18 protein-coding genes are annotated in these 22,226 nt (G+C 44.8%); 11 read left to right on the forward strand and 7 right to left on the reverse strand.

From position 1 onward, the window contains the following. Positions 1-197: 197 nt before the first annotated feature. From ACT6R0_RS06235 to ACT6R0_RS06245, 3 genes are all read right to left on the reverse strand, one after another. The gene (locus ACT6R0_RS06235; RefSeq protein WP_444652223.1) at positions 198-1,133 is read right to left on the reverse strand and encodes a transglutaminase domain-containing protein; all 936 of its coding nucleotides are present in this window, start codon (positions 1,131-1,133) and stop codon (positions 198-200) included. Positions 1,134-1,241: 108 nt separating this feature from the next. Continuing rightward, complete coding sequence (locus ACT6R0_RS06240; protein WP_444652224.1) at positions 1,242-1,925, reverse strand: TIGR02117 family protein; 684 nt, start codon at positions 1,923-1,925, stop codon at positions 1,242-1,244. Then, on the reverse strand, positions 1,909-2,448 hold the full coding sequence (locus ACT6R0_RS06245; protein WP_444652225.1) for an NADPH-dependent FMN reductase: 540 nt from the start codon (positions 2,446-2,448) through the stop codon (positions 1,909-1,911). The genes ACT6R0_RS06240 and ACT6R0_RS06245 overlap by 17 nt, the downstream gene beginning before the upstream one ends. A gap of 80 nt (positions 2,449-2,528) precedes the next feature. On the opposite strand from ACT6R0_RS06245, the gene ACT6R0_RS06250 reads away from it, so the two are divergent. Next, positions 2,529-4,439: a DUF4209 domain-containing protein gene (locus ACT6R0_RS06250; RefSeq protein WP_444652226.1), complete on the forward strand. Its 1,911-nt coding sequence runs from the start codon at positions 2,529-2,531 to the stop codon at positions 4,437-4,439. A gap of 10 nt (positions 4,440-4,449) precedes the next feature. Here ACT6R0_RS06250 and ACT6R0_RS06255 read toward each other — a convergent pair whose 3' ends face one another. Beyond that, positions 4,450-5,844 carry a hypothetical protein gene (locus ACT6R0_RS06255; RefSeq protein ID WP_444652227.1) on the reverse strand — a complete coding sequence of 465 codons (1,395 nt, stop codon included), beginning with the start codon at positions 5,842-5,844 and terminating at the stop codon, positions 4,450-4,452. A 148-nt stretch (positions 5,845-5,992) separates the two neighbouring features. After that, positions 5,993-7,087 carry a redox-regulated ATPase YchF gene (ychF, locus tag ACT6R0_RS06260; protein ID WP_444652228.1) on the reverse strand — a complete coding sequence of 365 codons (1,095 nt, stop codon included), beginning with the start codon at positions 7,085-7,087 and terminating at the stop codon, positions 5,993-5,995. Positions 7,088-7,295: 208 nt separating this feature from the next. Between ychF and ACT6R0_RS06265 the strand changes: the two genes are divergently transcribed. Further along, complete coding sequence (locus tag ACT6R0_RS06265; RefSeq protein WP_444652229.1) at positions 7,296-7,811, forward strand: hypothetical protein; 516 nt, start codon at positions 7,296-7,298, stop codon at positions 7,809-7,811. A gap of 65 nt (positions 7,812-7,876) precedes the next feature. Here the strand turns inward: ACT6R0_RS06265 and ACT6R0_RS06270 are convergent, their stop codons facing one another. Continuing rightward, the gene (locus ACT6R0_RS06270) at positions 7,877-8,320 is read right to left on the reverse strand and encodes a hypothetical protein (RefSeq protein WP_444652230.1); all 444 of its coding nucleotides are present in this window, start codon (positions 8,318-8,320) and stop codon (positions 7,877-7,879) included. Between the two features lie 217 nt (positions 8,321-8,537). Beyond that, positions 8,538-8,888: a 4Fe-4S dicluster domain-containing protein gene (locus ACT6R0_RS06275; RefSeq protein ID WP_444652231.1), complete on the reverse strand. Its 351-nt coding sequence runs from the start codon at positions 8,886-8,888 to the stop codon at positions 8,538-8,540. Positions 8,889-8,959: 71 nt separating this feature from the next. Here ACT6R0_RS06275 and ACT6R0_RS06280 point away from each other — a divergent pair, with 71 nt between their 5' ends. The 9 genes from ACT6R0_RS06280 (at position 8,960) to tamL (ending at position 22,209) form a co-directional block, all read left to right on the forward strand. Beyond that, a complete protein-coding gene (locus tag ACT6R0_RS06280; protein ID WP_444652232.1) occupies positions 8,960-10,018 on the forward strand; it encodes an acyl-CoA reductase in 1,059 nt (352 codons plus the stop codon). Between the two features lie 76 nt (positions 10,019-10,094). Beyond that, positions 10,095-11,165: a 3-phosphoserine/phosphohydroxythreonine transaminase gene (serC, locus tag ACT6R0_RS06285; RefSeq protein WP_444652233.1), complete on the forward strand. Its 1,071-nt coding sequence runs from the start codon at positions 10,095-10,097 to the stop codon at positions 11,163-11,165. 135 nt (positions 11,166-11,300) lie between these two features. Beyond that, a complete protein-coding gene (locus ACT6R0_RS06290) occupies positions 11,301-12,266 on the forward strand; it encodes a D-2-hydroxyacid dehydrogenase (RefSeq protein WP_444652234.1) in 966 nt (321 codons plus the stop codon). A gap of 163 nt (positions 12,267-12,429) precedes the next feature. Then, complete coding sequence (locus ACT6R0_RS06295) at positions 12,430-12,984, forward strand: hypothetical protein (RefSeq protein ID WP_444652235.1); 555 nt, start codon at positions 12,430-12,432, stop codon at positions 12,982-12,984. Beyond that, on the forward strand, positions 12,984-13,727 hold the full coding sequence (locus ACT6R0_RS06300) for a hypothetical protein (protein ID WP_444652236.1): 744 nt from the start codon (positions 12,984-12,986) through the stop codon (positions 13,725-13,727). The genes ACT6R0_RS06295 and ACT6R0_RS06300 overlap by 1 nt, the downstream gene beginning before the upstream one ends. Continuing rightward, entirely contained in the window at positions 13,724-14,293 is a 570-nt protein-coding gene (locus ACT6R0_RS06305; protein ID WP_444652320.1) for a pseudouridine synthase, read from the forward strand. Before ACT6R0_RS06300 ends, ACT6R0_RS06305 begins: the two co-directional genes overlap by 4 nt. Before the next feature lie 19 nt (positions 14,294-14,312). Next, positions 14,313-14,663: a hypothetical protein gene (locus tag ACT6R0_RS06310; RefSeq protein ID WP_444652237.1), complete on the forward strand. Its 351-nt coding sequence runs from the start codon at positions 14,313-14,315 to the stop codon at positions 14,661-14,663. Positions 14,664-14,762: 99 nt separating this feature from the next. Beyond that, on the forward strand, positions 14,763-19,889 hold the full coding sequence (locus tag ACT6R0_RS06315; RefSeq protein WP_444652238.1) for a translocation/assembly module TamB domain-containing protein: 5,127 nt from the start codon (positions 14,763-14,765) through the stop codon (positions 19,887-19,889). Beyond that, entirely contained in the window at positions 19,867-22,209 is a 2,343-nt protein-coding gene (tamL, locus tag ACT6R0_RS06320) for a translocation and assembly module lipoprotein TamL (protein ID WP_444652239.1), read from the forward strand. The genes ACT6R0_RS06315 and tamL overlap by 23 nt, the downstream gene beginning before the upstream one ends. Positions 22,210-22,226 lie beyond the last annotated feature (17 nt).

A 22,226-nucleotide genomic window follows, 5' to 3' on the forward strand; every position in this document is an offset into this window, starting at 1 on the left:
CATTTATCCAAAAAGAATGCCAGTGTCATTACCATTTAAAATTCACTTAACCACATAGATACATAAATCTCATAGAAACCTTCTACAATTGAAGGAGACATATCTACACATAGATGAAGCAAAACTTCTTATGTTTGACTCCATCAAGCTTTGTTATTGACAGTCAAGAGCTATGTATCTATTTGGTTAAATAAGTATCAATTAATTTTATATGCCGCGACCGATTTGCGGTTGGCAAATATCGTAAGCGTACCCGCCGCCGACTTATCTAAAACGATCGTAAACTCTCCTACCCCATTGGTTATTTTTGGGGTCACTTTACGGGAAAATGCGCCCGATGTATATTGGTACAACACATCGTCGCCTGCCTTCAGGCCGCGTATCTTAAACTGTACTAACTTCGAACCGGTAGATTTTATTATGCCTGCTGACGGGCTGATGATCTCGTAATCAAGATCGTAATGCAGAGGTAACGCAGCAAACTCCGACTCGCTTTTGCCTGTGAGCAGCCACTTTTTATCGTCGGGGAAATGGTTCAGGAAAAACTGTTGCGGGGTGGTAAAAAAATAGTTATCATCGTACCCAAGGTCACCCGAAATGCCACCCGATCCCCAGGTCACATCTATCAGCTTCCACTGCCCGTTGGCCTGCACCACATTCCACGCGTGGTTGCCTTTTGAAGGCGCTTTGCCAATATCCGAAGGTACCGACTTTGCCGTGCCATACACCACCTCGCTTTGCAATCCTAACTTTCCGGCGACTACTTTATAAAGCATTGAGTAGCCGTGGCATACCCCTTTGCGGGAAAGCAGCGTTTTGTTAGCCAGGTCGTTCTCGATAGCGGCCAGTTTTTTCTTGCGTTCGGCTTCATTCTTTGCCGAAAAATGGATAGGTTTACGTCCCGGCGCGTTGGGCGACCTGTCATAGCTGATGTTCATAGCAATCCAAGTGTATGCTGCCCTTGCCCGCTCATCCTGACGGATAAAGTCGGCCGCTATTTGCGAAGCCAGCCTGTCGGTCGTGGCGAACGTTTTGGGGTACGCTTTTACTTTGGCATCGACTTTTGAATAGTCCTGTGCATTAGCGAATGCTATCGAAAGGACACTGATAAAGAGTAGATTAATTGTCTTCATGACTGGCAATATCCAAGAAGGATGCCAAAATAGTTGCAAAGTTATAAAGTTTCAAGGTTGCAAAGTTTTTAGGACCTGAAATTTGAAACTTTGTCCCTTTGTTACTTACTATCGATAATGCGTAAATATCCCGCCTTCATAAACCGTCCACAGTGCGGCTTTCTGGTTGGCGGCTTTTAATGCATTATTCGCCCAGGTATTGCAGGTATAGAACAGGCTGTACTTGCCTTTTCCTTCATAAAAGGCATCGTATTGCCCGTAGCTGTGGTTGGCGATCCAAAGTACTTTCTTATCCTCACCGAACTGGAAGCTATCGTTAATGTACTCTACCAGGCTTTCGTAATCCTTCTTGCTGATTGTAAGCTTTATGCAGCTGTCATCTTCTTTCAGGTCGGAATAATAGCGTGTGTGCATGGCCGATGTACCGAGGTAGAACGCTGCCTTAGCCGCAGTACTTGCCTTGAGGTCGCTCCACTCCGGCGTGTCGAGGTAAAAGCCCTTATCGCCCCACCCGAACGCTACGTACTTCATGATACTGTCCTGCGATTTGGTATGGGCATAGAGAATCTCTTTGCTCCAGTCTTTTACCTCGTTCTTTACGGGAACTACAATGTCGGTATGCACACCGTTGGAATTGATGAATATGGTCACCTCATCGCTTTTTTCCGGTTCATCATTTACGGTGATGTGCGAACAGATGACTATTACAACTACATATACTGCAAGGAATGCAACAATGGCGAGCAAAAACCTGCTCGTAAATTTAAGTCCCTGCCTAACCTTTTTGTTCATGGTCGAAATTGCGTATAATATCCCTTAACGCATCATCATACTCTTTATTGGATATTTTGCCGGCCTCTACATCAAAATTTTCCTGGAACTTGGGCAGGGAGAACTCCCCACGGATATCGCCCCCATAGCGCGGCAGGCTGATCTTGGCGGCTTCCAATGCATTTTTGGCACCATAACCTCCGGGAGAAGTCGACAGCAACAGGACAGGCTTGTTATCAAAAACCAGCTTCTTTTGGCGCGAAGCCCAGTCGTATATGTTTTTAAAGGCCACGGTCATCCCTGCATTGTGCTCGGCAACAGAGATCACGAGCATGTCGGCCCATTCGATCTTGTCGAGGAACACACGGGCAACGGGCGGCTGGCCCATTTTCTTTTCTTTGTCTACACTGTACAAAGGCAATTCAAAATCGTTTAGGTCGAGTATTTCGGTTTCAGCCCCATCGAACAGGCTTGCGGCATAAGTAGCGAGTTGCTTGTTGATGGATTTTGTAGAGCTGCTTCCGGCAAAGGCGAGTAGTTTCATAATTATTTATTATATCTGTTTAGAGTTAAAGATATAAAGAAATTATAATTTAGTAATCTATTATAAACACATTAATACAAATGGATATTCTTGACGGATTTTATAAAGAACTAGATGAATCAGATTATGATTGCCATTCATTTACAGAAATAAATTCGAAATTAATTGCTATATCATCCAATCTAAACGAAATTTCAAATTTTGAAAGATTTAGAATTTCAGAATTAGAAAGAGAGGCATTTGCAATTACAAAAAATGTGAAAGACGAAAAGAATGCACAGGAAGGAATAATTAATGGCCTTGGTTCTAGAATGTCTGGTGTACAAACTTTGGATGATGGTAGTAAATCTCCATACTACTGGCCAAATGTTAGTAAATTAGAAGTTAAAGATTTTGAATACTTTGAAACAAGATATAAGGTATGTAAAAACCTCTTCGCTAAAACCGAATTTGGCCTATTGATTTATTTGGGTGCGAAAACAACATATTCCAAACATATTGACTTTAAAAAATCTTTAGCCGACGACTTAATAGAGTTAAGTCAATATTATCTAAAAAAATCATACACCAATGAAAGGGACACATACCTATTCGATTACATTGACACAAGTAAGAAAGTGTTTGCCATATGTTACAAATGTAAGATTTCAGATAAGCTCAATTTAGTAATTCATTTAATATATAATTCACTGATCAACTGGGACACAGAATTTGAGAAATCATTTCCTGTATTAAATGATTTTACAAATTTTACTATAGAACATTTTCGATCATTTAAATTAATCGCTAATTATGATAAGATTATTGAAATCAATATAAAGGGGGCTAAAGAGTTTGAAGTAAGCAGAACTTGGAATTCAATTTCTTTAATAGATAACTGTATTAAAATAGCAAAAAAAGTCAACTTAGATAATAGCGAGTTTTTATCATTAAAAGCACAATTATATTTAAAATTATCTAACGAAGCTGACCTTAATAATAATATTACTTCAGTAAAATTTTGTGAAACGGCACTTCGTATATATCAAAAAATTAAAAAGACGAACTTGATAATCGAAACAGAAAAAAGATATTCTGAATTACGAGGCAAATTTAGACTTAACCTAATAAAGGAAAATTTTTCAAAAGAGGAAAATGACAGAATAGTTGGCAATATAAAAAATATAGTTTCAGGTAGCAATGAAAGTGAAATAATTCAGTATTTGATTGATACCCCTTGGTACAAAAGTATTAGTGAAATTAAAAAAGAGGCAGAGATGGCGAAGCGAAGAAATGGCCTGTCAATTTTTTTTGGGAATATTATACTTGACAAATATGGGAATACAATTGACACATTTCAAACTGAAGAGGAAAAAGAAATTTTTAACTTTTGGCAGTCCTATAGTTATAGTTATCAATTTGGAACGCAGTGTATGTATATGTTCTTTTTTGAGGCTTATAAAAATAAAAAAATTACATATGAAAGTATGTTACAATATTTAAAAAATTCATGGCTTAATGAACCTATAGTTAGAAATTACTCCGGTGAATTATATCAAATTGTGCCTTTAGATTTAATAACTCCTGGTCTGAAACGCTTTTTTGATGAGCTTCATTCAGCCTTTTTTTCTAACTCTTCGCACAAAATTGATTTAGTTACAGTTTTAGATAGTTTGGTTTTAAAAATTGAAACACTTATCAGAAATATGTGTGAAAAGATTGGAATTGCTACTTTTAAAACAAGGCTAAAGGGAAGTAATGAAGTAGTCATGGAAAAGCTTCTAGATGATTTATTAGCTGATTTAACACATTCCGACAATAATCCTAGTGGATTTTCGGAGGATGATAGGATTTTCATAAAATATGTTATGAGTGAAAAATGTGGTTCAAATTTAAGAAATGAAATCGCTCATGGATTAATGGATTATGAAGAATATACAGCATCAGATGTAATCGTGACTATATCAATAATATTAAAAATAAGTAAATATGTATTTATGAAAAAATCTTAATTCATAATCCCTACTCATCCCCATACTCTCCCCCATCCAGCGACAGCCAGCCTTTGCTCCCATCCGGTAAGGTATACCTCGCAAAGCCTTTATCGAATTCCGAAAGCTCCTTATAACGGGCGCTGTCATTCTGCGGCCAAAAACCGTGCAGGCCATCGCTTTTAAATCGCAACGGCACACCCATCTCATATTCCCTTGCCGTAAAAATGTAGTCATCCGGCTCCAGGGATAATTTATAAGTGCCGTCCTTCTTCAGTTCGATAATGCTTTTTGCACCGCTGTTCAGCGTTACGATATAGCCTTTCGGGTTGGTATTGTACGGACTGTAATAGGCCGTTGTAAGGCCGTATGAAATTGTTTTGCCGTTAAGCAATTTTACCTCCTTAAAGTCAGATACTTTGGCAATTAACGTTTCCGTAACCCTCGTTTCGCCATATCGGTAAGTGTGCCTGTGCTTGTAATAGCCGCCCTGCTTTACGATGGTATCGCTGTAATGCGGGATAGTGCCGCAGCCGTCCATCCTCATATCGGGGAGTTTCTCCAACAAGTTGCCCTCGTGGGTAAGGTAAAATACCTCATTGCCCACCAGTACCCCCGCATACGAGTCGGATTGCTGCTGTAGGGCACGGATATTTTGCGGACCCGGTTCGCCGTTACGGTACAGCAGCGTTATCTTTTTCCCCGAATGCACCGCAACCATCGACGCCGTTGCAGTACTTATGGAATCGTGTACCGCGGGGATGATTGCTTTTTTTCCATCACGGAACCTGAGCCCATATTTATTATTTTCGGTGAAAATTTCGGTAAGGGGGAAGTTGAGCCGAACCTTTTTGCGCAGTCCTTCGGCGTCGGTAATTTGGCCGGCGACCGGCTGGGCATTTCCATAGCCATAAAACATCCTGAGCTTGTAGCCGTCATTCATCGGGTAAATGCGCCCGGCAATACCGCCATCCTTATAAACATTGAATAAAGTACGCCCCGAGATGGTCTGGGCTTCCAGCGTGCAGAACACCAGATTGGCGTATTCCGGGTGCGCTGTAGAAATATTGCGTATTACCATCAGGCGGTTGGGCAAAAAATTCATGATATGGTACTGCGAGGCGCGCTCCACCCTCGGGTAGTCCAGTTGAATGTGCTGCAACTCCTCCAACATCTTAGCTTCGGTGGTTTTCTGAAGCGAATTTACTTCCACTATAGACGTTTCAGGCACATTGAGCAGCTTTGCCAAAGATGCGGGACTATCGGCAGAACGGCCATACCTGGGTTTGCCGTTCTCTACGCTCACCTCACTGTACAGCGCACCGGTCCTCACGGCATATTTATAGTCCATGATGTAGTCCGGTTCAAAAGGCAGCTGGGCACAAGCGGCAAGGCTATAAAGCAGGAAAACGATAATAATTCTCATAAAGCATTTTTAGGTATAGAGGGCTTTTGAGTGCAAAAGGTTGGGAAGGCCTGCAAATAAAACTAAAGAACCTGCCGGAAAGTATCCGGCAGGTTCTTACTATTTAATTTCGATATCTCAATACTAACATCTCAATACTCAATACTATTTACACGTTAAACCTGAAATGCATCACGTCGCCATCCTTAACAATGTATTCCTTACCTTCTACTTTAAGCTTTCCGGCTTCCTTTACTTTGGCTTCGGTGCCGTAAGTAACGTAGTCGTTATAAGCGATCACTTCGGCACGGATGAACCCTTTCTCAAAATCGGAATGGATAACACCGGCGGCTTGGGGAGCAGTGTCACCAATATTGATAGTCCAGGCGCGTACTTCTTTTACACCTGCCGTAAAATACGTTTGCAGGGTTAGCAGCTTGTAGGCCGAGCGGATAAGCGATGACGCTCCCGGTTCTTTCAGGCCAAGGTCTTCAAGGAACATCTGGCGCTCCTCATACGTTTCAAGTTCGGTAATGTCAGCTTCGGTACCTACAGCAAGGAACATTACCTCGGCATTTTCATCCTTAACCAGTTCGCGAACCTGGTCTACATAAGCATTTCCTGTAGCAGCGGCTCCTTCGTCCACATTACATACGTAAAGGACCGGCTTGGTAGTGATCAGCTGGAAGTTCTCAATCAGGGCGATCTCCTCTTCATTTTGTGGCTGCACCGTACGGGCCGACTTCGCCTGAAGCAGTGCCTCACGGATCCTTTCCAGTAATGAAACCTCAGTCTGGGCTTCCTTGCTGCCTACTTTAGCGGCTTTTTTTGCTTTTTCAAGGCGCTTCTCTACCGTTTCAAGATCTTTCAACTGTAACTCTATATCTATGGTCTCTTTATCGCGGATAGGGTTCACATTACCGTCTACGTGAATGATGTTGTCATTGTCAAAACAGCGTAGCACGTGGATGATGGCATTACATTCGCGGATGTTGCCCAGGAACTGGTTGCCCAATCCTTCGCCTTTACTCGCTCCTTTTACAAGCCCGGCTATGTCCACGATCTCAACGGTCGCGGGGATAACACGCTCCGGATTTACCAGCTCTTCCAGCTTTTCAAGCCTCTGGTCCGGTACGTTCACTACGCCAATGTTCGGCTCAATGGTACAAAATGGAAAGTTCGCACTCTGCGCCTTGGCGTTTGACAAACAATTAAAAAGTGTCGATTTCCCTACGTTCGGCAATCCTACTATCCCTGCTTTCATTTATATATGTGGTTTTTGAGGGTGCAAATATAGCACTTTGGTTCCGAGTTTCAAAGTTGAAAGTTAGGGCTACAGGGTCCTGAGTGGCTAATCCCAAACCACGAACTCTAACTCCGGACATTAAACATTATAAATACTTTATGTTTTCCTAAAAACACATTTAACATTGCGTCGGTAACTTTGCAGTATAATCTAAAAGACTGAGAACATGAAAAATATAGCTGTAATGATGATGCTAACCCTGGGATTCACTATGAGTGCCCAGGTAAAAAATGTAACCAAGGAAAGCACCACTACCACCGTAACTGTAGATAACGGCACCGGCAGGCCAAAAAAAGTGGTTAAGACTGAGAACACCAATGCCACTCAGAACATTGAGCTTCAGGATGCCGAAAGCAGCAAGCTTAATAAGGACATTAAGCGTACTCCGGTAGAAGTGAACAGATCGACCACAGTATCTGGCGATGGTATCCCTACCTATTACGAAACTAATGGCCAACGTTACATTTTTGTGCCTGATTCCAATGGTTACAAGGTATCTTCATCAACAGACGTGAATAATTTTGGTGTAATGCGTAAAACGTCTAACGGGCAGTACATTTACCATTCCAATGGACGTACATCGTTAGGATATATTGATGCCAACGGAAATTTTGTGGTGGAGACCTATGATGACAAAACCGATGGTGTAACGGTTGAAACCTACACCAGGGTAAAACAATAAATTGGTTTGATTATTTGCTATGAAAACTGAAAAAATCCCGAAGTGCGAGCTTCGGGATTTTTTGTTTATTCCATTGAGGCAAACCATTTTTTAAGGGCTTTGAATATGGCAAAAGCTACCGGGCCTACCAATGCCAGCACCAACCCAAGGGCGATGTCATAAAGGGTAAGCCAGTAATTGATGATGGTTGCTGCCCTGTATTCGTCTTTGGCTGTGTCGTACAGCACCGTCACTTCATCGCCATCGTCCAGGAACTCTACCATCTCCAGATCGGCCAGGTTAAATTCGACATCCTCCCCGCCCGCCTGAAAAAGAATGACCGGGGCAGACACCCATTTTTGGTGCTCTTCATCGTTGCCGGAACGGTTGTGTACTGTATAATACAGCAAAACCGATTCGTGCCGCACTACCTCGCCATCGGCCCTGTCGTACATAAAGTACTGTATGCCCTTATACACAAAGTTAAAGGCAAGAAGGATAATTATAGAGGTTATGTATTGTTTGAGCATTTTTTAAAACTTTAGGCAACTCTCTAGAACACTTAACCACATAGAAACATAGGCTTTATAGTCCTTTATTATCCAAGCGGTGACAGGGAAGCATAGTGAAGCGAAGCTTCAGGCTGTGAATTGCTAAAATGTGATTAATTTTTAATTCCGGCAAAATTTGGACAATAACTGCTCCTGCGTAAAGATAAAAAATCCCGGAATATCCGGGATTGTTATTTTACTCATTGTGCAAAAAGGCCTGCCTGTTGAGCAGCGTTTCCTCGCTCTCCACGTGGTTGTCATCGGGCACGCAGCAGTCTACCGGGCAAACGGCGGCACATTGCGGCTCCTCGTGGAAGCCCTTGCATTCTGTACATTTATCCGGCACAATGTAGTAGATGTCGTCAGATATTGGGGTACGCGGTGCATCGGCATCAATTTCTTCGCCTGTAGGCAAAACTACACGCCCCTTCAGCGCGGTGCCGTCTTTGTAGCGCCAGTCGTCGGCACCTTCATAAATGGCCGTGTTTGGGCATTCAGGCTCGCAGGCCCCGCAGTTGATGCATTCGTCTGTTATAATGATAGCCATGGCTTATGTCTTAGTATTAATACGTAAATTTGCTGCAAAATTACGTCCAAATCCATTCATACGCAACAATAATGACGTTAACAGAAACAAAAAACGCATTCATACAGCTGGGCAAGTTCCTGTCGCAGTTCGCATTGGATGCCAACCATAAAAATCCCGAAGTGCTTCATAACGAGGAATTTTATGACCGCTTCATCGCGCTCATAGCGCTTTCCAGGTCGCACAATGGCTGGTATACCGAAGAACAGGTATGTTTTTCGGTGAACTCGTGGGCAGAAGCGCTGGCGGCTGAAAACCTTGACAAATGGCTTGATGCCTATGATCTTTCGGATTCAGGCGGCAAAACCGTTGGCCTCATCCTTGCCGGCAACATTCCTCTAGTTGGCTTCCATGATCTTCTTTCGGTGCTGGTCACAGGGCATACGGCTTTGGTAAAAACGTCGTCCAACGACCAGCACCTCCTGCCCTTTTTGGCCAAATACCTTATCGCTGTTGAACCAAGGATGAAGGAGCGCATCATTTTCGCCGAAGGCAGACTGGAAAACTTCGATGCGGTCATAGCTACGGGAAGCAACAACACCGCACGTTATTTCGAGTATTATTTTAAAGGCAAGCCGTCCATCATCCGCAAAAACCGCAACTCATTGGCTGTGCTTACGGGGAATGAGACTCACGAAGAGCTTGTTGGACTGGGCGAGGACATTTTCCGTTATTTCGGATTGGGATGCCGCAATGTTTCAAAATTATTCGTACCAAAAGATTATGATTTTAAAGGGTTCTTCGAAGCCATTTACACCTATAAGGATGTCATCTTCTACGAAAAATACGCCAACAATTACGATTATAATAAGGCAGTATTCCTGATGAGCAACTTTAAGTTGTTGGACAATGAATTTCTCACATTAAAAGAAGATAACGGCTACGCGTCTCCGATCTCGAGTGTGTTTTACGAATTTTATGATGATATCAACGAAGTTCGACAACGCCTTGAAGCAGAACATGAACAAATACAGTGCATTGTAGGGAATAACGTCACAGCTAACAGCATCGCTTTCGGGCAAACGCAAAAACCTGCTTTGTGGGATTATGCCGATAATGTAGACACAATTACATTTTTATCAAAAATATAGCGAAATTATTTATAAAAATTCTTACGGTTTTCAGTTCCTATTTTGGAACTTTACATCACCAAAATAACATCCGTAAATGAAAAAACATAATTTCAGTGCAGGCCCTTCCATCCTGCCGCAGGAAGTTTTCGAAAAAGCCTCACAGGCAGTACTTGACTTCAATAATTCCGGATTATCTCTTTTAGAAATATCGCACCGCAGCAAGGACTTTGTTGCCGTGATGGAGGAAGCCAGATCACTCGCCCTAGAGTTGTTGGGACTAACCGGCAAAGGCTACCAGGCGCTGTTCCTTTCGGGCGGGGCAAGCCTTGAGTTCGTAAGGGTGCCCTATAACCTAATGACCAAAAGTGGCAAGGCAGCTTACCTCGACACAGGAACATGGGCCGCGGCGGCATTAAAGGAAGCCCGTGAGTTTGGTGACACTGTGATCGTCGCATCCTCCAAAGCTGATAATTATACATACATCCCAACAGGATATACCATTCCTTCCGATGCAGATTATTTCCACTGCACAAGCAATAACACCATATTCGGCACGCAGATGCATTCGTTCCCGGAAACTGATATTCCGGTAGTTTGCGACATGAGCTCGGACATTTTTTCACGCCAACTGGATTTCTCTCAATTCGGCCTGATCTATGCCGGGGCGCAAAAGAACATGGGTCCGGCAGGCACAACGCTTGTGCTGGTTAAAGAGGAACTGCTGGGCAAAACAGGAAGGCACATCCCCTCCATACTTGACTATAAGCAGCACATAGATAAGGAAAGCATGTACAACACACCGTCGGTTTTTGCGGTATATACTTCCTACCTTACATTACAATGGCTGAAAAATAACGGCGGTATCGCAGCTATGGAAAAGAAGAACAATGCCAAAGCTGAGCTGCTTTATACTGAAATTGACCGCAATCCACTATTTATAGGCACTTCCAAAACCGAAGACCGCTCCAAAATGAACGTTACCTTCCTACTGAACGACGAGTCGCATACCGAACAGTTCGACAAGCTGTGGAAAGCCGCGGGCATCAGCGGACTGGCAGGCCACAGGTCGGTAGGCGGTTACCGCGCGTCCATCTACAATGCCATGCCGATCGAAAGCGTACAGGTTCTTGTGGATGTGATGAAAGAGTTGGAAAAGAATGTTTAATTTGTTTGTTTAAAGTTTCAAGTTGCCACTCAAACCCTTAAACACGAGAAGCTCAATCTGAAATATAACATTCAGTAATTCAGAAACCGAGTGAAGCTTGATCTGAATTCTGAGATCTAAAATCTGAAATTGTAAATGAAAGTATTAGCAAATGACGGCATCTCACAAAGCGGTATAACTGCCCTTGAAGAAGCCGGTTTTGAAGTGATCACTACCAAGGTAGCCCAGGAACAGGTGGCTAACTATATAAATACTAACAACGTCAGCGTATTATTGGTGCGCAGTGCGACAAAAGTCCGCAAAGATATCATCGATGCGTGTCCCGGCCTGAAGATCATAGGCCGTGGCGGCGTTGGCATGGATAATATAGACTTGGAATATGCCCGCGAAAAGAATATCCATGTAATAAATACCCCGGCATCATCATCTGACTCGGTTGCGGAACTGGTGTTTGCGCACCTGTTCACAGGCGTCCGTTTTTTGTATGATGCCAACCGCAACATGCCGCTGGAAGGCGATATTAATTTTGAAGGGCTTAAAAAGGCTTATGCCAACGGCATAGAGCTGCGTGGCAAAACGCTGGGCATTATCGGTTTCGGGCGCATAGGGCGTTCGGTGGCGCGGATAGCGCTGGGGCTGGGCATGCGTGTCATCGCTTCAGACAAATTCGTTGGCAATGCCGAGATACGCGTTGACTTTTACAACGGGCAGTTCATTAATGTGGATATTCCTACTGAACCGATGGAGGACATACTGATGCATGCCGACTTTATCACACTACACGTTCCCGCACAGGAAAGCGGCTACGTAATAGGCGCGCCTGAATTTGAAGCCATGAAGGACGGTGTTGGCATCATCAACGCGGCCCGTGGAGGTATTATCGATGAAGTTGCGCTCATTGATGCGCTTGATTCAGGTAAGGTGGCTTTCGCAGGACTTGATGTTTTTGAAGAAGAGCCTAAACCTGCCGTACAGGTACTTATGCACCCTAAGGTTTCGCTGACCCCGCACATTGGCGCGGCAACGCTGGAAGCACAGGACCGGATCGGCACCGAGCTTGCTGAGCAGATCGCCAGCTTGCTGAAGACGGAGAATTCTTAAGAGGATTAGTAATACTTCATCCAGTCATTGCGAGGCACGAAGCGATATTTCTATAATTATGAGAATTTAATATGTTACATAGCTATATCTAAAGGCCGCCATTCGACGGCCTTTTTACACAATATAATTTTTGATAAAAAATTTCATTACATTATATTTGAGCATGAAAAATATCCTGACGTCCCTAGTACTGCTGGCAATGCTGTCCTGTAAAAATGATACGGTAAAACCTGTGAACGGTACAGAAATAAATAGTCAGGGATCGGTGGATCCGGATAACGGAGCGACCGAAAAAAGCATTGACAAAGCAAAGGCACTTGAAGACGAAATTATCGTACTGCAAAAGAATATTACCAATTCTACCGCTGCCGACCGCAAAAGCCTGCTGGAACGCTACCTATCGTATTCCCCGAGAATGGACGGCGCTTTGGCCGAAAGCTACAGCATGTTCGCATTTGAATATGAGCAGGAACATACTGCCGACTTTTATTCGGTACTGTTGGAATCGGATACCGATATCATAGTACAATGGGCCGATGAAGCCGCGCTGGAAATTGCCGTACAGATAGAGACACAAGCCGAAGCCGAAGCCTTTTTGCAGGACCTGAAGCACACCAACGAACCCAAAACAGCTTCTTTTGATCCTGCCCACACCGAACTGTTTAATTTATACCACAAGCAACTCGCCGAAAAGGTATATAAGTACATACAAAAATAATGAAAGGAAAACTACTATTACTGCTCACGCTGACGGGGCTGCTGTGTACCTCGTGCCTGTCCATCGGCCTAAAGATGATCGGGGCGTATGACAAGGAGGCGACCGTATCGCACTACAGCAATGGCGATAAAGAGGTGGCCTATATCCCGATGAAGCACATTGGGCCGAAGGAATTTTACGGCAACGTGAAAAAGAAGGTTGACTCGCTGCAGGCGGAGGGCTATATTGTGTACATGGAGAGCGTACGGGTGAAAGACTCGCTTACGCCTCAGCAAAAGGACACCCTGAAATGGAAGGCCAGGAAGCTTACGGGCGTGAACATAAGCACATCGGGCTACATTGATACCATAAATAAGACCCTTATGGGCTATAAGTTCAAAAACAGGAAAGGCCTCATCAACCAGCCGCGCTATTTTGTGCTTGGCGTTGACACCATTAAAGGCCGCGTGGTAGATGTGCCCATGAACGACCTGATCGCTGCCTACGAAAAAGAATATGGCCCCATAGTACTGAACGACTGCGATCACACACTGCCATGGGACCAAAAATACACCTGCGGAAAGATCGCCGGAGAAGAGTCGAACGCCATGATACTTGATTACCGTAATGCCCACCTTGCAATGGAGATAATCGACGAAAAAAACAAAAAGATAGCTGTGATCTATGGCGCCCTGCATGAGAACGGGCTTTACAAAGAGCTAAAAATAAGGGATAGCCTTTGGATAAAGAAACCTTTGCGATGAGCCACCGCCATTTCCTGATTTTCAAACCGTATGGCTACCTGAGCCAGTTTACCTATAACCTGAAGCGCAACAAAAAGCTGTTGGGCGAACTGCATGATCTTCCTGAAGGCACCATGGCTATTGGCCGCCTTGATGAGGACTCAGAAGGATTGCTCCTCCTTACCACAGATGGCATGATGAGCGAGATCGTGCGGAGTAAAAAAGTAGAGAAAGAGTACTATGTCCAGGTTGATGGCATTATAACTGAAGAAGCTATTGCTCAACTCAAAGCTGGTGTAGAAATAGGTTTCAATGGCATTCGTTATGTGACGAAACAATGTGAGGCATCTATTTTACACGATCCTCCCACATTTCCCGAAAGGGGCAAAAAAATACGCGACGAGCGCCACGGGCCAACATCATGGCTAAGCGTGACCGTAACCGAAGGCAAATTCCGCCAGGTACGTAAAATGACGGCAGCAGTGGGTTTCCCTACGCTGCGGCTGGTGCGTGTAAGGGTAGGTAATGTGATTTTGGGCAATTTGCAGCCGGGGGAAGTAATGGAGGTTGAAACATTTGAAATATAATTTTTATACCTGAAAAATTATGGAACATCGGAAACAAAAAGTAGCAACCTTACCGCATTTTTTCATGAGGTTGGGCCGGTATACCCTTTTTGCCATATTCTTAATACTGTTTTCCTGCGGAATTGGAACTGTAGGTTATAGATATTACGCACACTTAGGATGGATTGACAGCTTTTACATGGCTTGTATGATATTGACGGGAATGGGTCCTATTTCAGATATGCCAAATGACTCCGCTAAATTATTTTCCTCCTTTTATGCACTGTATAGCGGTGTTGCCTTTTTAAGTATTACCGCAGTATTCTTCGCACCGGTTATACACCGGCTGCTGCATATTTTACAGGTAGAACAAAAAGATGATGAAAATTGACAGATAATGCTTGGGATTGTTCTTTCATATCAAACTGTAAGATTTTTTAGCAAAACTTTAAAATGCCCCTGTTCATTTAATGTCTATTTTTAGCGTTAAATGAATTCAAAAGTAAAAAAATATCTACGCAAGACAGGAAAGATACTATTATGGATAGTGGGCACCATCATCGGGCTGTTCCTGCTTATCGTTCTGCTGTTGCAGATCCCCTACTTTCAAAACCTGGCCAAAGACGAGGCTATCAGCTATTTGGAGGGAAAGATCGGTACAGAGGTCAAGCTTGACCGCATCGAGATCGGCCTGCCAAAGAAAGTGATACTGGAAGGTTTTTACTTTGAAAGCCAGCAGGGAGACACCCTGGTGGCCGGGGAAAAACTGGCCGTGGACATCAGCCTTTTCAAGCTCTTCAGCAATGAGGTAGAGATCAACTCCATCAGCCTTGAAGGGATCACTGCCAATGTAAAACGTAATAAAGATTCTGTTTTCAATTTCGATTACATCATCAAGGCATTTGCATCGGATAAGCCTAAGGATACTACTTCGGCCCCAATGAAATTCTCGATAGATAAAGTAAACCTTGACCGCATTAAGGTAAGGTATGACGATGCTATTACCAAAAACAACCTTTACGCTAACATCGGGCATTTTGATACACGTATAAAAACCTTCGACCTTGACAAACTGGAATTTGAAGTGCCCAGGATAAAGCTTGACGGCCTGAAGCTGACACTTGAGCAGGGCATGGTGGCCCAGGTAGCACAGTCGACACAAGAGGTTGCAGAAGAAGCCTCTACAAGACCTGACCTGAAACTGAAGCTGGGAGAAATAGAACTTTCAAACATTGACATTGGATATGATAATGAAGGCAGCCGCCTTGATACCGGCATTAAGCTGAAAAAACTTAACCTTGAAGTCAATGAAATTGACCTGAAAAAACAACTCATTGACCTTGAAAGCCTCGAACTGAACGGACTGAAGGGGCAATTAGCTTTCGGAAAATTTGAAAAGCAGGTCCGGGAAGCGCTTCCGGAACAGTCAGCGGCAGTACAGCAGGCACAATGGAAATTCAAATTAACGAATGCCAATATTGATAATGTGGCGTTTAAATTCGATTATCAAAATTCAGCTCCTGTATCCAGAGGCATAGATTATAACCACCTGGACATTTCGAACCTTACTCTGAAAGCTAAAGACTTCTCTTATGGGCCGGATGCCATTTCGGGCGATATTGACAAACTGACCGTACGCGATATAAGCGGTGTGGACATAAAAGAGCTGCGCACCGATTTCTTTTACGGGCCCAAAGGCGCTGAGCTAAAAGGACTATACCTCGAAACACCGAATACTTTATTGAAAGACCAGATCATTGTTTCCTACCCTTCCCTTGAGTCACTGCAAACCGATATTGGCGAGCTTGCGGTGAACGCGAACCTTGAAGGCAGCAAGGTAGGCTTTAAGGATGTGTTGGTGTTCGTCCCAACATTGGCCGGCACTCCCCCATTCAAAGGCAACCCGAACGGCACGCTGAACATATCCGGCAAAGTGGAAGGCAGGGTAAAAGACCTGTACATAGACAGGCTTGAGGTAAGCGGTATAGGGGCTACCTCCATCACGGCAAGCGGCAGGATTAAAGGTCTGCCGGATGCAAAGAACGCATATTTCGACCTTAATGTGTCAGCTTTCCGGTCAACGGCAAAAGATATTAACAGCTACATTCCGCCGGGTACAATCCCGGCCAACATACAGCTTCCTGGGAACATTTCGGCAAAAGCCAAATTTAAAGGTACCCTCGATAACTTCAATACCAACCTTAACCTTGCAAGCAGTTTTGGCAACGCCAATATTAGGGCCACATTCGACCAAAGGCGGAAAGATCATGAACGCTACGATGCCGATGTGGACATACAGAATTTTGACATTGGCAAACTGATAAAAAATGATTCGCTGGGCAAAGTCACGCTAAAGGCAAAAGTGAAAGGCACCGGACTTAACCCGCAGACCGCAAACGCAATGATCGATGGTAAATTGGCGAAAGCCGAATTCAATGGTTATACCTATCGCGACCTGGCTATCAACGGGAAAATAAGCAAGGGTAACTTTGATGTGAAAGCCGCCATGGACGATCCTAACCTCGACTTCCAGCTTGTAGCGGCAGGCGGTTTTAAGGACAAGTATCCTAACGGAAAAATACGACTGAACGTAGACATTGCCGACCTCAACAAACTTAATCTCCATGCCGGGCCGCTCAAACTGCGCGGTAACGTGGATGCCGACATTGCGGACGCCGACCCCAACAACCTGAACGGTACCATAAGCCTGCACCATTTTATGTTCGCTAACGAAAATGAGGAATTTGCATTGGACTCCATCAGCATTGTAGCGATGACCAAGCCGGATACCACCGCGATCATACTGCGATCATCTGTGGCGAGGGCTAAGGTCGTGGGCAAGTATAAAGTAGGCGAAGTTGGTACCGCGCTCGCAAATACTTTTACCAAATACTATAACACCAACCCGTCGGCACAAAAGAAGGCCACAAGCCCGCAGCAATTTGACCTGGAATTGGTTATCGACAATGACCCTGTGATCTATAAGCTCATACCTGCCATTGAAAGGCTGGAGCCGATAACCATAAAAGGGGCTTACAACAGCGTGAATGACAGTATAGTGCTGAACGGCAGCATACCGCGCGTGGTATATGGAGATTACACCATTTCGGGTGCTAAGATCGACATTAAAAATGAAGAGGACGCACTGGCCTACAACGTGGTGATCGACCAGGTACAGGGGGCACAGTTCGTACTGCCGCACACCAGCCTGACAGGCAATATTAAGGACAACATTATAGCATACAGGCTACAGATACAGGATGCCAAAGAGAAAGAGCAATACCTGCTTGCCGGTCAGCTAAAGGCTAATAATGGCAGCACCGAACTACAGCTTAATCCCGATGGCCTGAAGCTGAATTACGAACCGTGGAACATTGCCGTAGATAACCTGTTGCGTTTTGGCAAAGACGGTATCTATGCCAACAATTTTGAGATGAGCAACGAAGGTGGAGCGATAAAGCTACAATCGCAGTCGGAAGCTCCCAACAGCCCTCTGAATGTTGAATTAAGAGATTTTAAGATCGAGACGCTGACCAACATGATCCAGAAGGATGATCAAAAATTCAAAGGGACGATAAATGGCACTGCCGAAGTACGCAACCTGACGCAAAGCCCGGTGTTCGTGGCCGACCTGGACATTACTGATTTTGCCGTAGCGAAAGATACCTTGGGAAATATTAAAGTCCTTGTGAATAATGAAGTTGCCAACACCTATGCCGCCAAAGTGAGCATTACCGGTCAGGGCAACCAGGTAAACCTTGACGGGAACTATAACACCATGGGGCAAAACTTTGACCTTGACCTAAACATTGAAAAACTGAATATTACGAGCATACAGGCGTTGAGCTTTGGGCAGGTGAAGGATGGAGAAGGCTATCTTTCGGGACGTTTTGACATTACAGGTACAGCAACTGACCCGAACATTAACGGTAACCTTAAATTCAACGAAGTGGCCCTGAAGGTAACACAGCTTAACTCGAAGTTTAGGGGGATGAACGACAATATTGTTGTGGACGCGACCGGCATACGTTTCGATAATTTTGATATTGAGGATGAGAAGAGCAATCAGCTCACCATTAACGGTAATATAGCCACAACCGATTACAGGAATTTTGCTTTTGATCTGACAGTAGATGCTGAGAACTTCAGGGCTGTCAATTCTAAGGCAAAAGACAACGATTTTTATTATGGTAAACTGTTCATCGATACCCACCTGAATGTAAAAGGCACTATGGATGCTCCGGTTATAAATGGCGACCTGAAGGTAAACGAAGACACCGAATTTACTGTAGTATTGCCGCAACAGGACCCGTCAATTGCCGACAGGGAAGGGATCGTTGAGTTCATAGACCAGGACAATATGGAAATACAGCAACGCCTGAAAATTGAAGAGGCTGTAAATACGACCGCCTTTAAAGGGATGGATGTATCGGTGAACATACAGATCGTAAAAGAGGCCGAGCTGAACCTCATTATTGATAAAGGTAATGGAGATTTCCTTCAGTTAAAAGGTGAAGCAGAACTTACGGGAGGCATCGACCAGTCGGGTAAAACAACCCTGACAGGACGCTATGAATTTGACGAAGGCGCATACCAAATGACCTTCAGCCCTATAAAGAGGAAATTCGATATCCAGAAAGGCAGCTACATCCTTTGGACAGGTGAACCGACCGAGGCCGATGTGAGCATAACGGCTGTATACAAAACCGACATTGCGCCAATTGATCTCGTAGACGACCAATTGGGATCCTTTGCGGAAGGCAAGCGCAATATGTACAAGCAAAAGATCCCTGTACATACATTATTGAAGATAAATGGCGAACTGCTTAAACCGGAACTTTCATTCGATATTATAATACCTGAAGGTAATTACAATGTTGACACACAGGTTTTGAGCATTACAAATGCGAAACTCGCCCAGATACGCGAGCAGCCCTCAGAACTTAACAAGCAGGTTTTCGCCATATTGCTCCTTAACCGCTTTATTGGCGAGAACCCTTTTGCCAGCGAGGCAGGCGGTACCAGCGGCGAGGCATTGGCAAGGCAGAGTGTCAGCAAGCTGTTGTCGCAGCAATTGAACAATTTTGCGGGCGACCTGATCAAGGGCGTAGAACTGAATTTTGATCTGGAATCGACCGAAGATTATACTACCGGGCAACAGGAACAGCGTACCGACCTTAACGTGGGCATATCGAAAAGGCTGTTGAACGACAGGCTAAAGGTTACTGTGGGCAGCAGTTTTGGCCTTGAAGGCCCACAGCAGGCAAACGAGGAGACGACCAATATTGCCGGCGATGTGGCCGTAGATTACCAACTAACCAAAGATGGCCGCTACCTTGTAAGGGCGTACCGCAAGAATGAGTACCAGGTGGCATTGCAGGGACAGGTGGTAGAAACAGGTGTTGCCTTTGTTATAACGATGGATTATGACAAATTCAGTGAACTTTTCCACCGTACTGCAGAAGAAAAAGAAGCGGCAAAGCAGGAGAAAGAGCGTAAAAAGCGTGAGAAGGAAGAGCGAAAAAGGAAGAAAGAAAAAACTGAAGCAGAAAAGAAGGAAGATAAAAAAGACGACTTACCGCCAAACAGCACCAATGAAGAAGATGAAAAAAAATAGGCTGCCATATTACCTCATTTTAGCATTGCTTTTTGCCTATGGATGCAGCAACACCAAGTATTTGCCGGAAGGCGACATGCTGTATGTAGGTGGCGAGGTCGAAGTGAAGGATACCGTTATGAGCCGAAAGGAGCGCAAGGCCATGGAAAAAACCATGGAAGGGTTGCTGCGCCCCAAACCCAACACCGCATTTTTTGGGCTAAGGCCAAAGCTGTGGATATACAATATTGCAGGAACGCCCAAAAAAGACCGTGGATTTAAATACTGGTTAAAGAATAAGGTGGGAGAACCACCCGTTCTTTTCAGCCAGGTGGATATGGACTACAATGCGGACATACTGCAAAATTATGCCGAGAACAAAGGCTATTTTAAAGTACGTACGGCTGCCGACTCGACCTCCCGCAACCGCAGGGCAAAGGCAAAATATACGGTAATGCCGAAGCAGCAATATACGATACGTAAAGTCATATTCCCGGGAGACTCTGCCGCGACCGAACTTGACAGTACTGTAGCTAACATCCGCCGCAGGAGCCGCCTTAAGAAAGGGCAGCCGTATGACCTCGACGTGATCAAGGAAGAAAGGGAACGTATTGACCAAAGGCTGAAGAACAAGGGCTATTTTTACTTCAATCCCGACTATATCTTAGTACAGGTAGATAGTACCGTAGGCAAACACCAGGTAGACCTGATCGTAAAAGTAAAGGATGAAACCCCGGCGCGTGCCAAAAGAGTGTATACTATTGGCGATATCGTGATCTACCCCAACTATTCATTGGCAAATGCCAAAGACACGCTGGCTAAGGATCCAAAAGCTGTGGAGCGCTATAAAGACTTTACGATAATAGACCCCGACCATACGTTCCGCCCCATCATTTACGACCGTACAATGTTTTTCCATAAAGGCGATAAATACAGCAGGCGCGACCATAACCTGACGCTCAACCGCCTCGTTAACCTGGGAACCTTCAAGTTCGTGAAAAATGAATTTCGCCCGTCCGATTCGCTGGACACAGTACTGGATACCTACTACTACTTTACTCCCCTGCCCAAAAAGTCGATACGTTTCGAGATCTTGGCAAAGACCAATTCGGCCAACTACAACGGCTCGGAAGCAAGCGTGAACTGGAGCAACCGCAATGCCTTCAGGGCGGCGGAACTGCTGTCATTCTCAGTATTTGGCGGGGCCGAGATACAGGCATCGGGACAGAATAAGGGCTACAACGTATACCGTGTGGGTGGAGAGGCGAGCCTGGTATGGCCGCGATTCATCACTCCGATAAAAATACAGGATTCCAGCGCCTTTGTGCCAAGGACACGCGCCATGGTAAGTTATGAATACCAGAACCGGGCTAGGCTGTACTCACTCAATTCATTCAGGACGCAGTTTGGTTATTTGTGGAAGGATAACATAAGGACGGAGCACCAATTAAATGCCTTTGATGTGAACTATGTTAGCCCTGCTACAGTAACGCAGGAATACAGGGACCAGATCACAGCTGCTGATTCACTCAATAACGGCAGTGGTAACGCACTGCGAAAAGTGATAGAAAAGCAGCTTATCTTCGGGCCGAACTATTCGTATACCTACACCAACACTATGCGCAAGTTCCGCAAGCATACCTTTTATTACAAAGGTTCTATAGACCTTGCCGGAACGATAGCGGGGCTTGCCACGGGAGCGGATGCCAGGACCAAGGAACCGGAAGAGATCTTGGGTGTGCCCTTTAGCCAGTTCGTAAAAACCGAGCATGATCTTCGCCACTATATGAAACTAGGTGAAAAGTCGAGCCTCGCAAGCCGCATCATTGCCGGTGTAGGTGTGCCTTATGGCAACTCTACCGAACTCCCGTTCATGCGGCAGTTCTTCATTGGCGGCACCAATAGCATACGGGCTTTCAGGGCGAGGTCGATAGGCCCCGGAAGTTATCGTAATCCCGACATTGATGCCAGCAGCTTCCTGCCCGACCAGAGCGGCGACATTAAGCTGGAAATGAATACGGAGTACAGGGGTAACCTTTTTAGTGTTATTAACGGGGCGGTGTTTTTAGATGCCGGTAACATTTGGCTTTGGAATAAAAATGAAGGAAAGCCGGGTTCGCAGTTTACCAGCAAGTTCTATGATGAGCTGGCCGTGGGTGCCGGTGCAGGTTTGCGTATCGACATTACATTCCTTGTGCTACGGCTTGACCTTGCCTTCCCTTTGCGTAAACCATGGCTGCCGGAGGGCGAGCGTTGGGTTATCGACGACATTGACTTTGGCGGAAAAACCTGGAGGAGGAATAACCTGGTTTTCAATTTGGCGATCGGGTATCCTTTTTAATTTTAAAAGAACGCGTA

This window comes from Flavobacterium sp. (assembly GCF_052437795.1).
Classification (GTDB): domain Bacteria; phylum Bacteroidota; class Bacteroidia; order Flavobacteriales; family Flavobacteriaceae; genus Flavobacterium.

What these genes read in the sequence shown, in the direction of transcription:
- ACT6R0_RS06295 (WP_444652235.1), top strand. Translation starts at nt 12,430, where the DNA reads ATGAAAAATATCCTGACGTCCCTAGTACTGCTGGCAATGCTGTCCTGT.
- ACT6R0_RS06250 (WP_444652226.1), top strand. Translation starts at nt 2,529, where the DNA reads ATGGATATTCTTGACGGATTTTATAAAGAACTAGATGAATCAGATTAT.
- tamL (WP_444652239.1), top strand. Translation starts at nt 19,867, where the DNA reads ATGAAGAAGATGAAAAAAAATAGGCTGCCATATTACCTCATTTTAGCA.
- ACT6R0_RS06315 (WP_444652238.1), top strand. Translation starts at nt 14,763, where the DNA reads ATGAATTCAAAAGTAAAAAAATATCTACGCAAGACAGGAAAGATACTA.
- ACT6R0_RS06265 (WP_444652229.1), top strand. Translation starts at nt 7,296, where the DNA reads ATGAAAAATATAGCTGTAATGATGATGCTAACCCTGGGATTCACTATG.
- ACT6R0_RS06310 (WP_444652237.1), top strand. Translation starts at nt 14,313, where the DNA reads ATGGAACATCGGAAACAAAAAGTAGCAACCTTACCGCATTTTTTCATG.
- serC (WP_444652233.1), top strand. Translation starts at nt 10,095, where the DNA reads ATGAAAAAACATAATTTCAGTGCAGGCCCTTCCATCCTGCCGCAGGAA.
- ACT6R0_RS06290 (WP_444652234.1), top strand. Translation starts at nt 11,301, where the DNA reads ATGAAAGTATTAGCAAATGACGGCATCTCACAAAGCGGTATAACTGCC.
- ACT6R0_RS06275 (WP_444652231.1), bottom strand. Translation starts at nt 8,888, where the DNA reads ATGGCTATCATTATAACAGACGAATGCATCAACTGCGGGGCCTGCGAG.
- ACT6R0_RS06280 (WP_444652232.1), top strand. Translation starts at nt 8,960, where the DNA reads ATGACGTTAACAGAAACAAAAAACGCATTCATACAGCTGGGCAAGTTC.
- ACT6R0_RS06235 (WP_444652223.1), bottom strand. Translation starts at nt 1,133, where the DNA reads ATGAAGACAATTAATCTACTCTTTATCAGTGTCCTTTCGATAGCATTC.
- ACT6R0_RS06245 (WP_444652225.1), bottom strand. Translation starts at nt 2,448, where the DNA reads ATGAAACTACTCGCCTTTGCCGGAAGCAGCTCTACAAAATCCATCAAC.
- ACT6R0_RS06240 (WP_444652224.1), bottom strand. Translation starts at nt 1,925, where the DNA reads ATGAACAAAAAGGTTAGGCAGGGACTTAAATTTACGAGCAGGTTTTTG.
- ychF (WP_444652228.1), bottom strand. Translation starts at nt 7,087, where the DNA reads ATGAAAGCAGGGATAGTAGGATTGCCGAACGTAGGGAAATCGACACTT.
- ACT6R0_RS06255 (WP_444652227.1), bottom strand. Translation starts at nt 5,844, where the DNA reads ATGAGAATTATTATCGTTTTCCTGCTTTATAGCCTTGCCGCTTGTGCC.
- ACT6R0_RS06300 (WP_444652236.1), top strand. Translation starts at nt 12,984, where the DNA reads ATGAAAGGAAAACTACTATTACTGCTCACGCTGACGGGGCTGCTGTGT.
- ACT6R0_RS06270 (WP_444652230.1), bottom strand. Translation starts at nt 8,320, where the DNA reads ATGCTCAAACAATACATAACCTCTATAATTATCCTTCTTGCCTTTAAC.
- ACT6R0_RS06305 (WP_444652320.1), top strand. Translation starts at nt 13,724, where the DNA reads ATGAGCCACCGCCATTTCCTGATTTTCAAACCGTATGGCTACCTGAGC.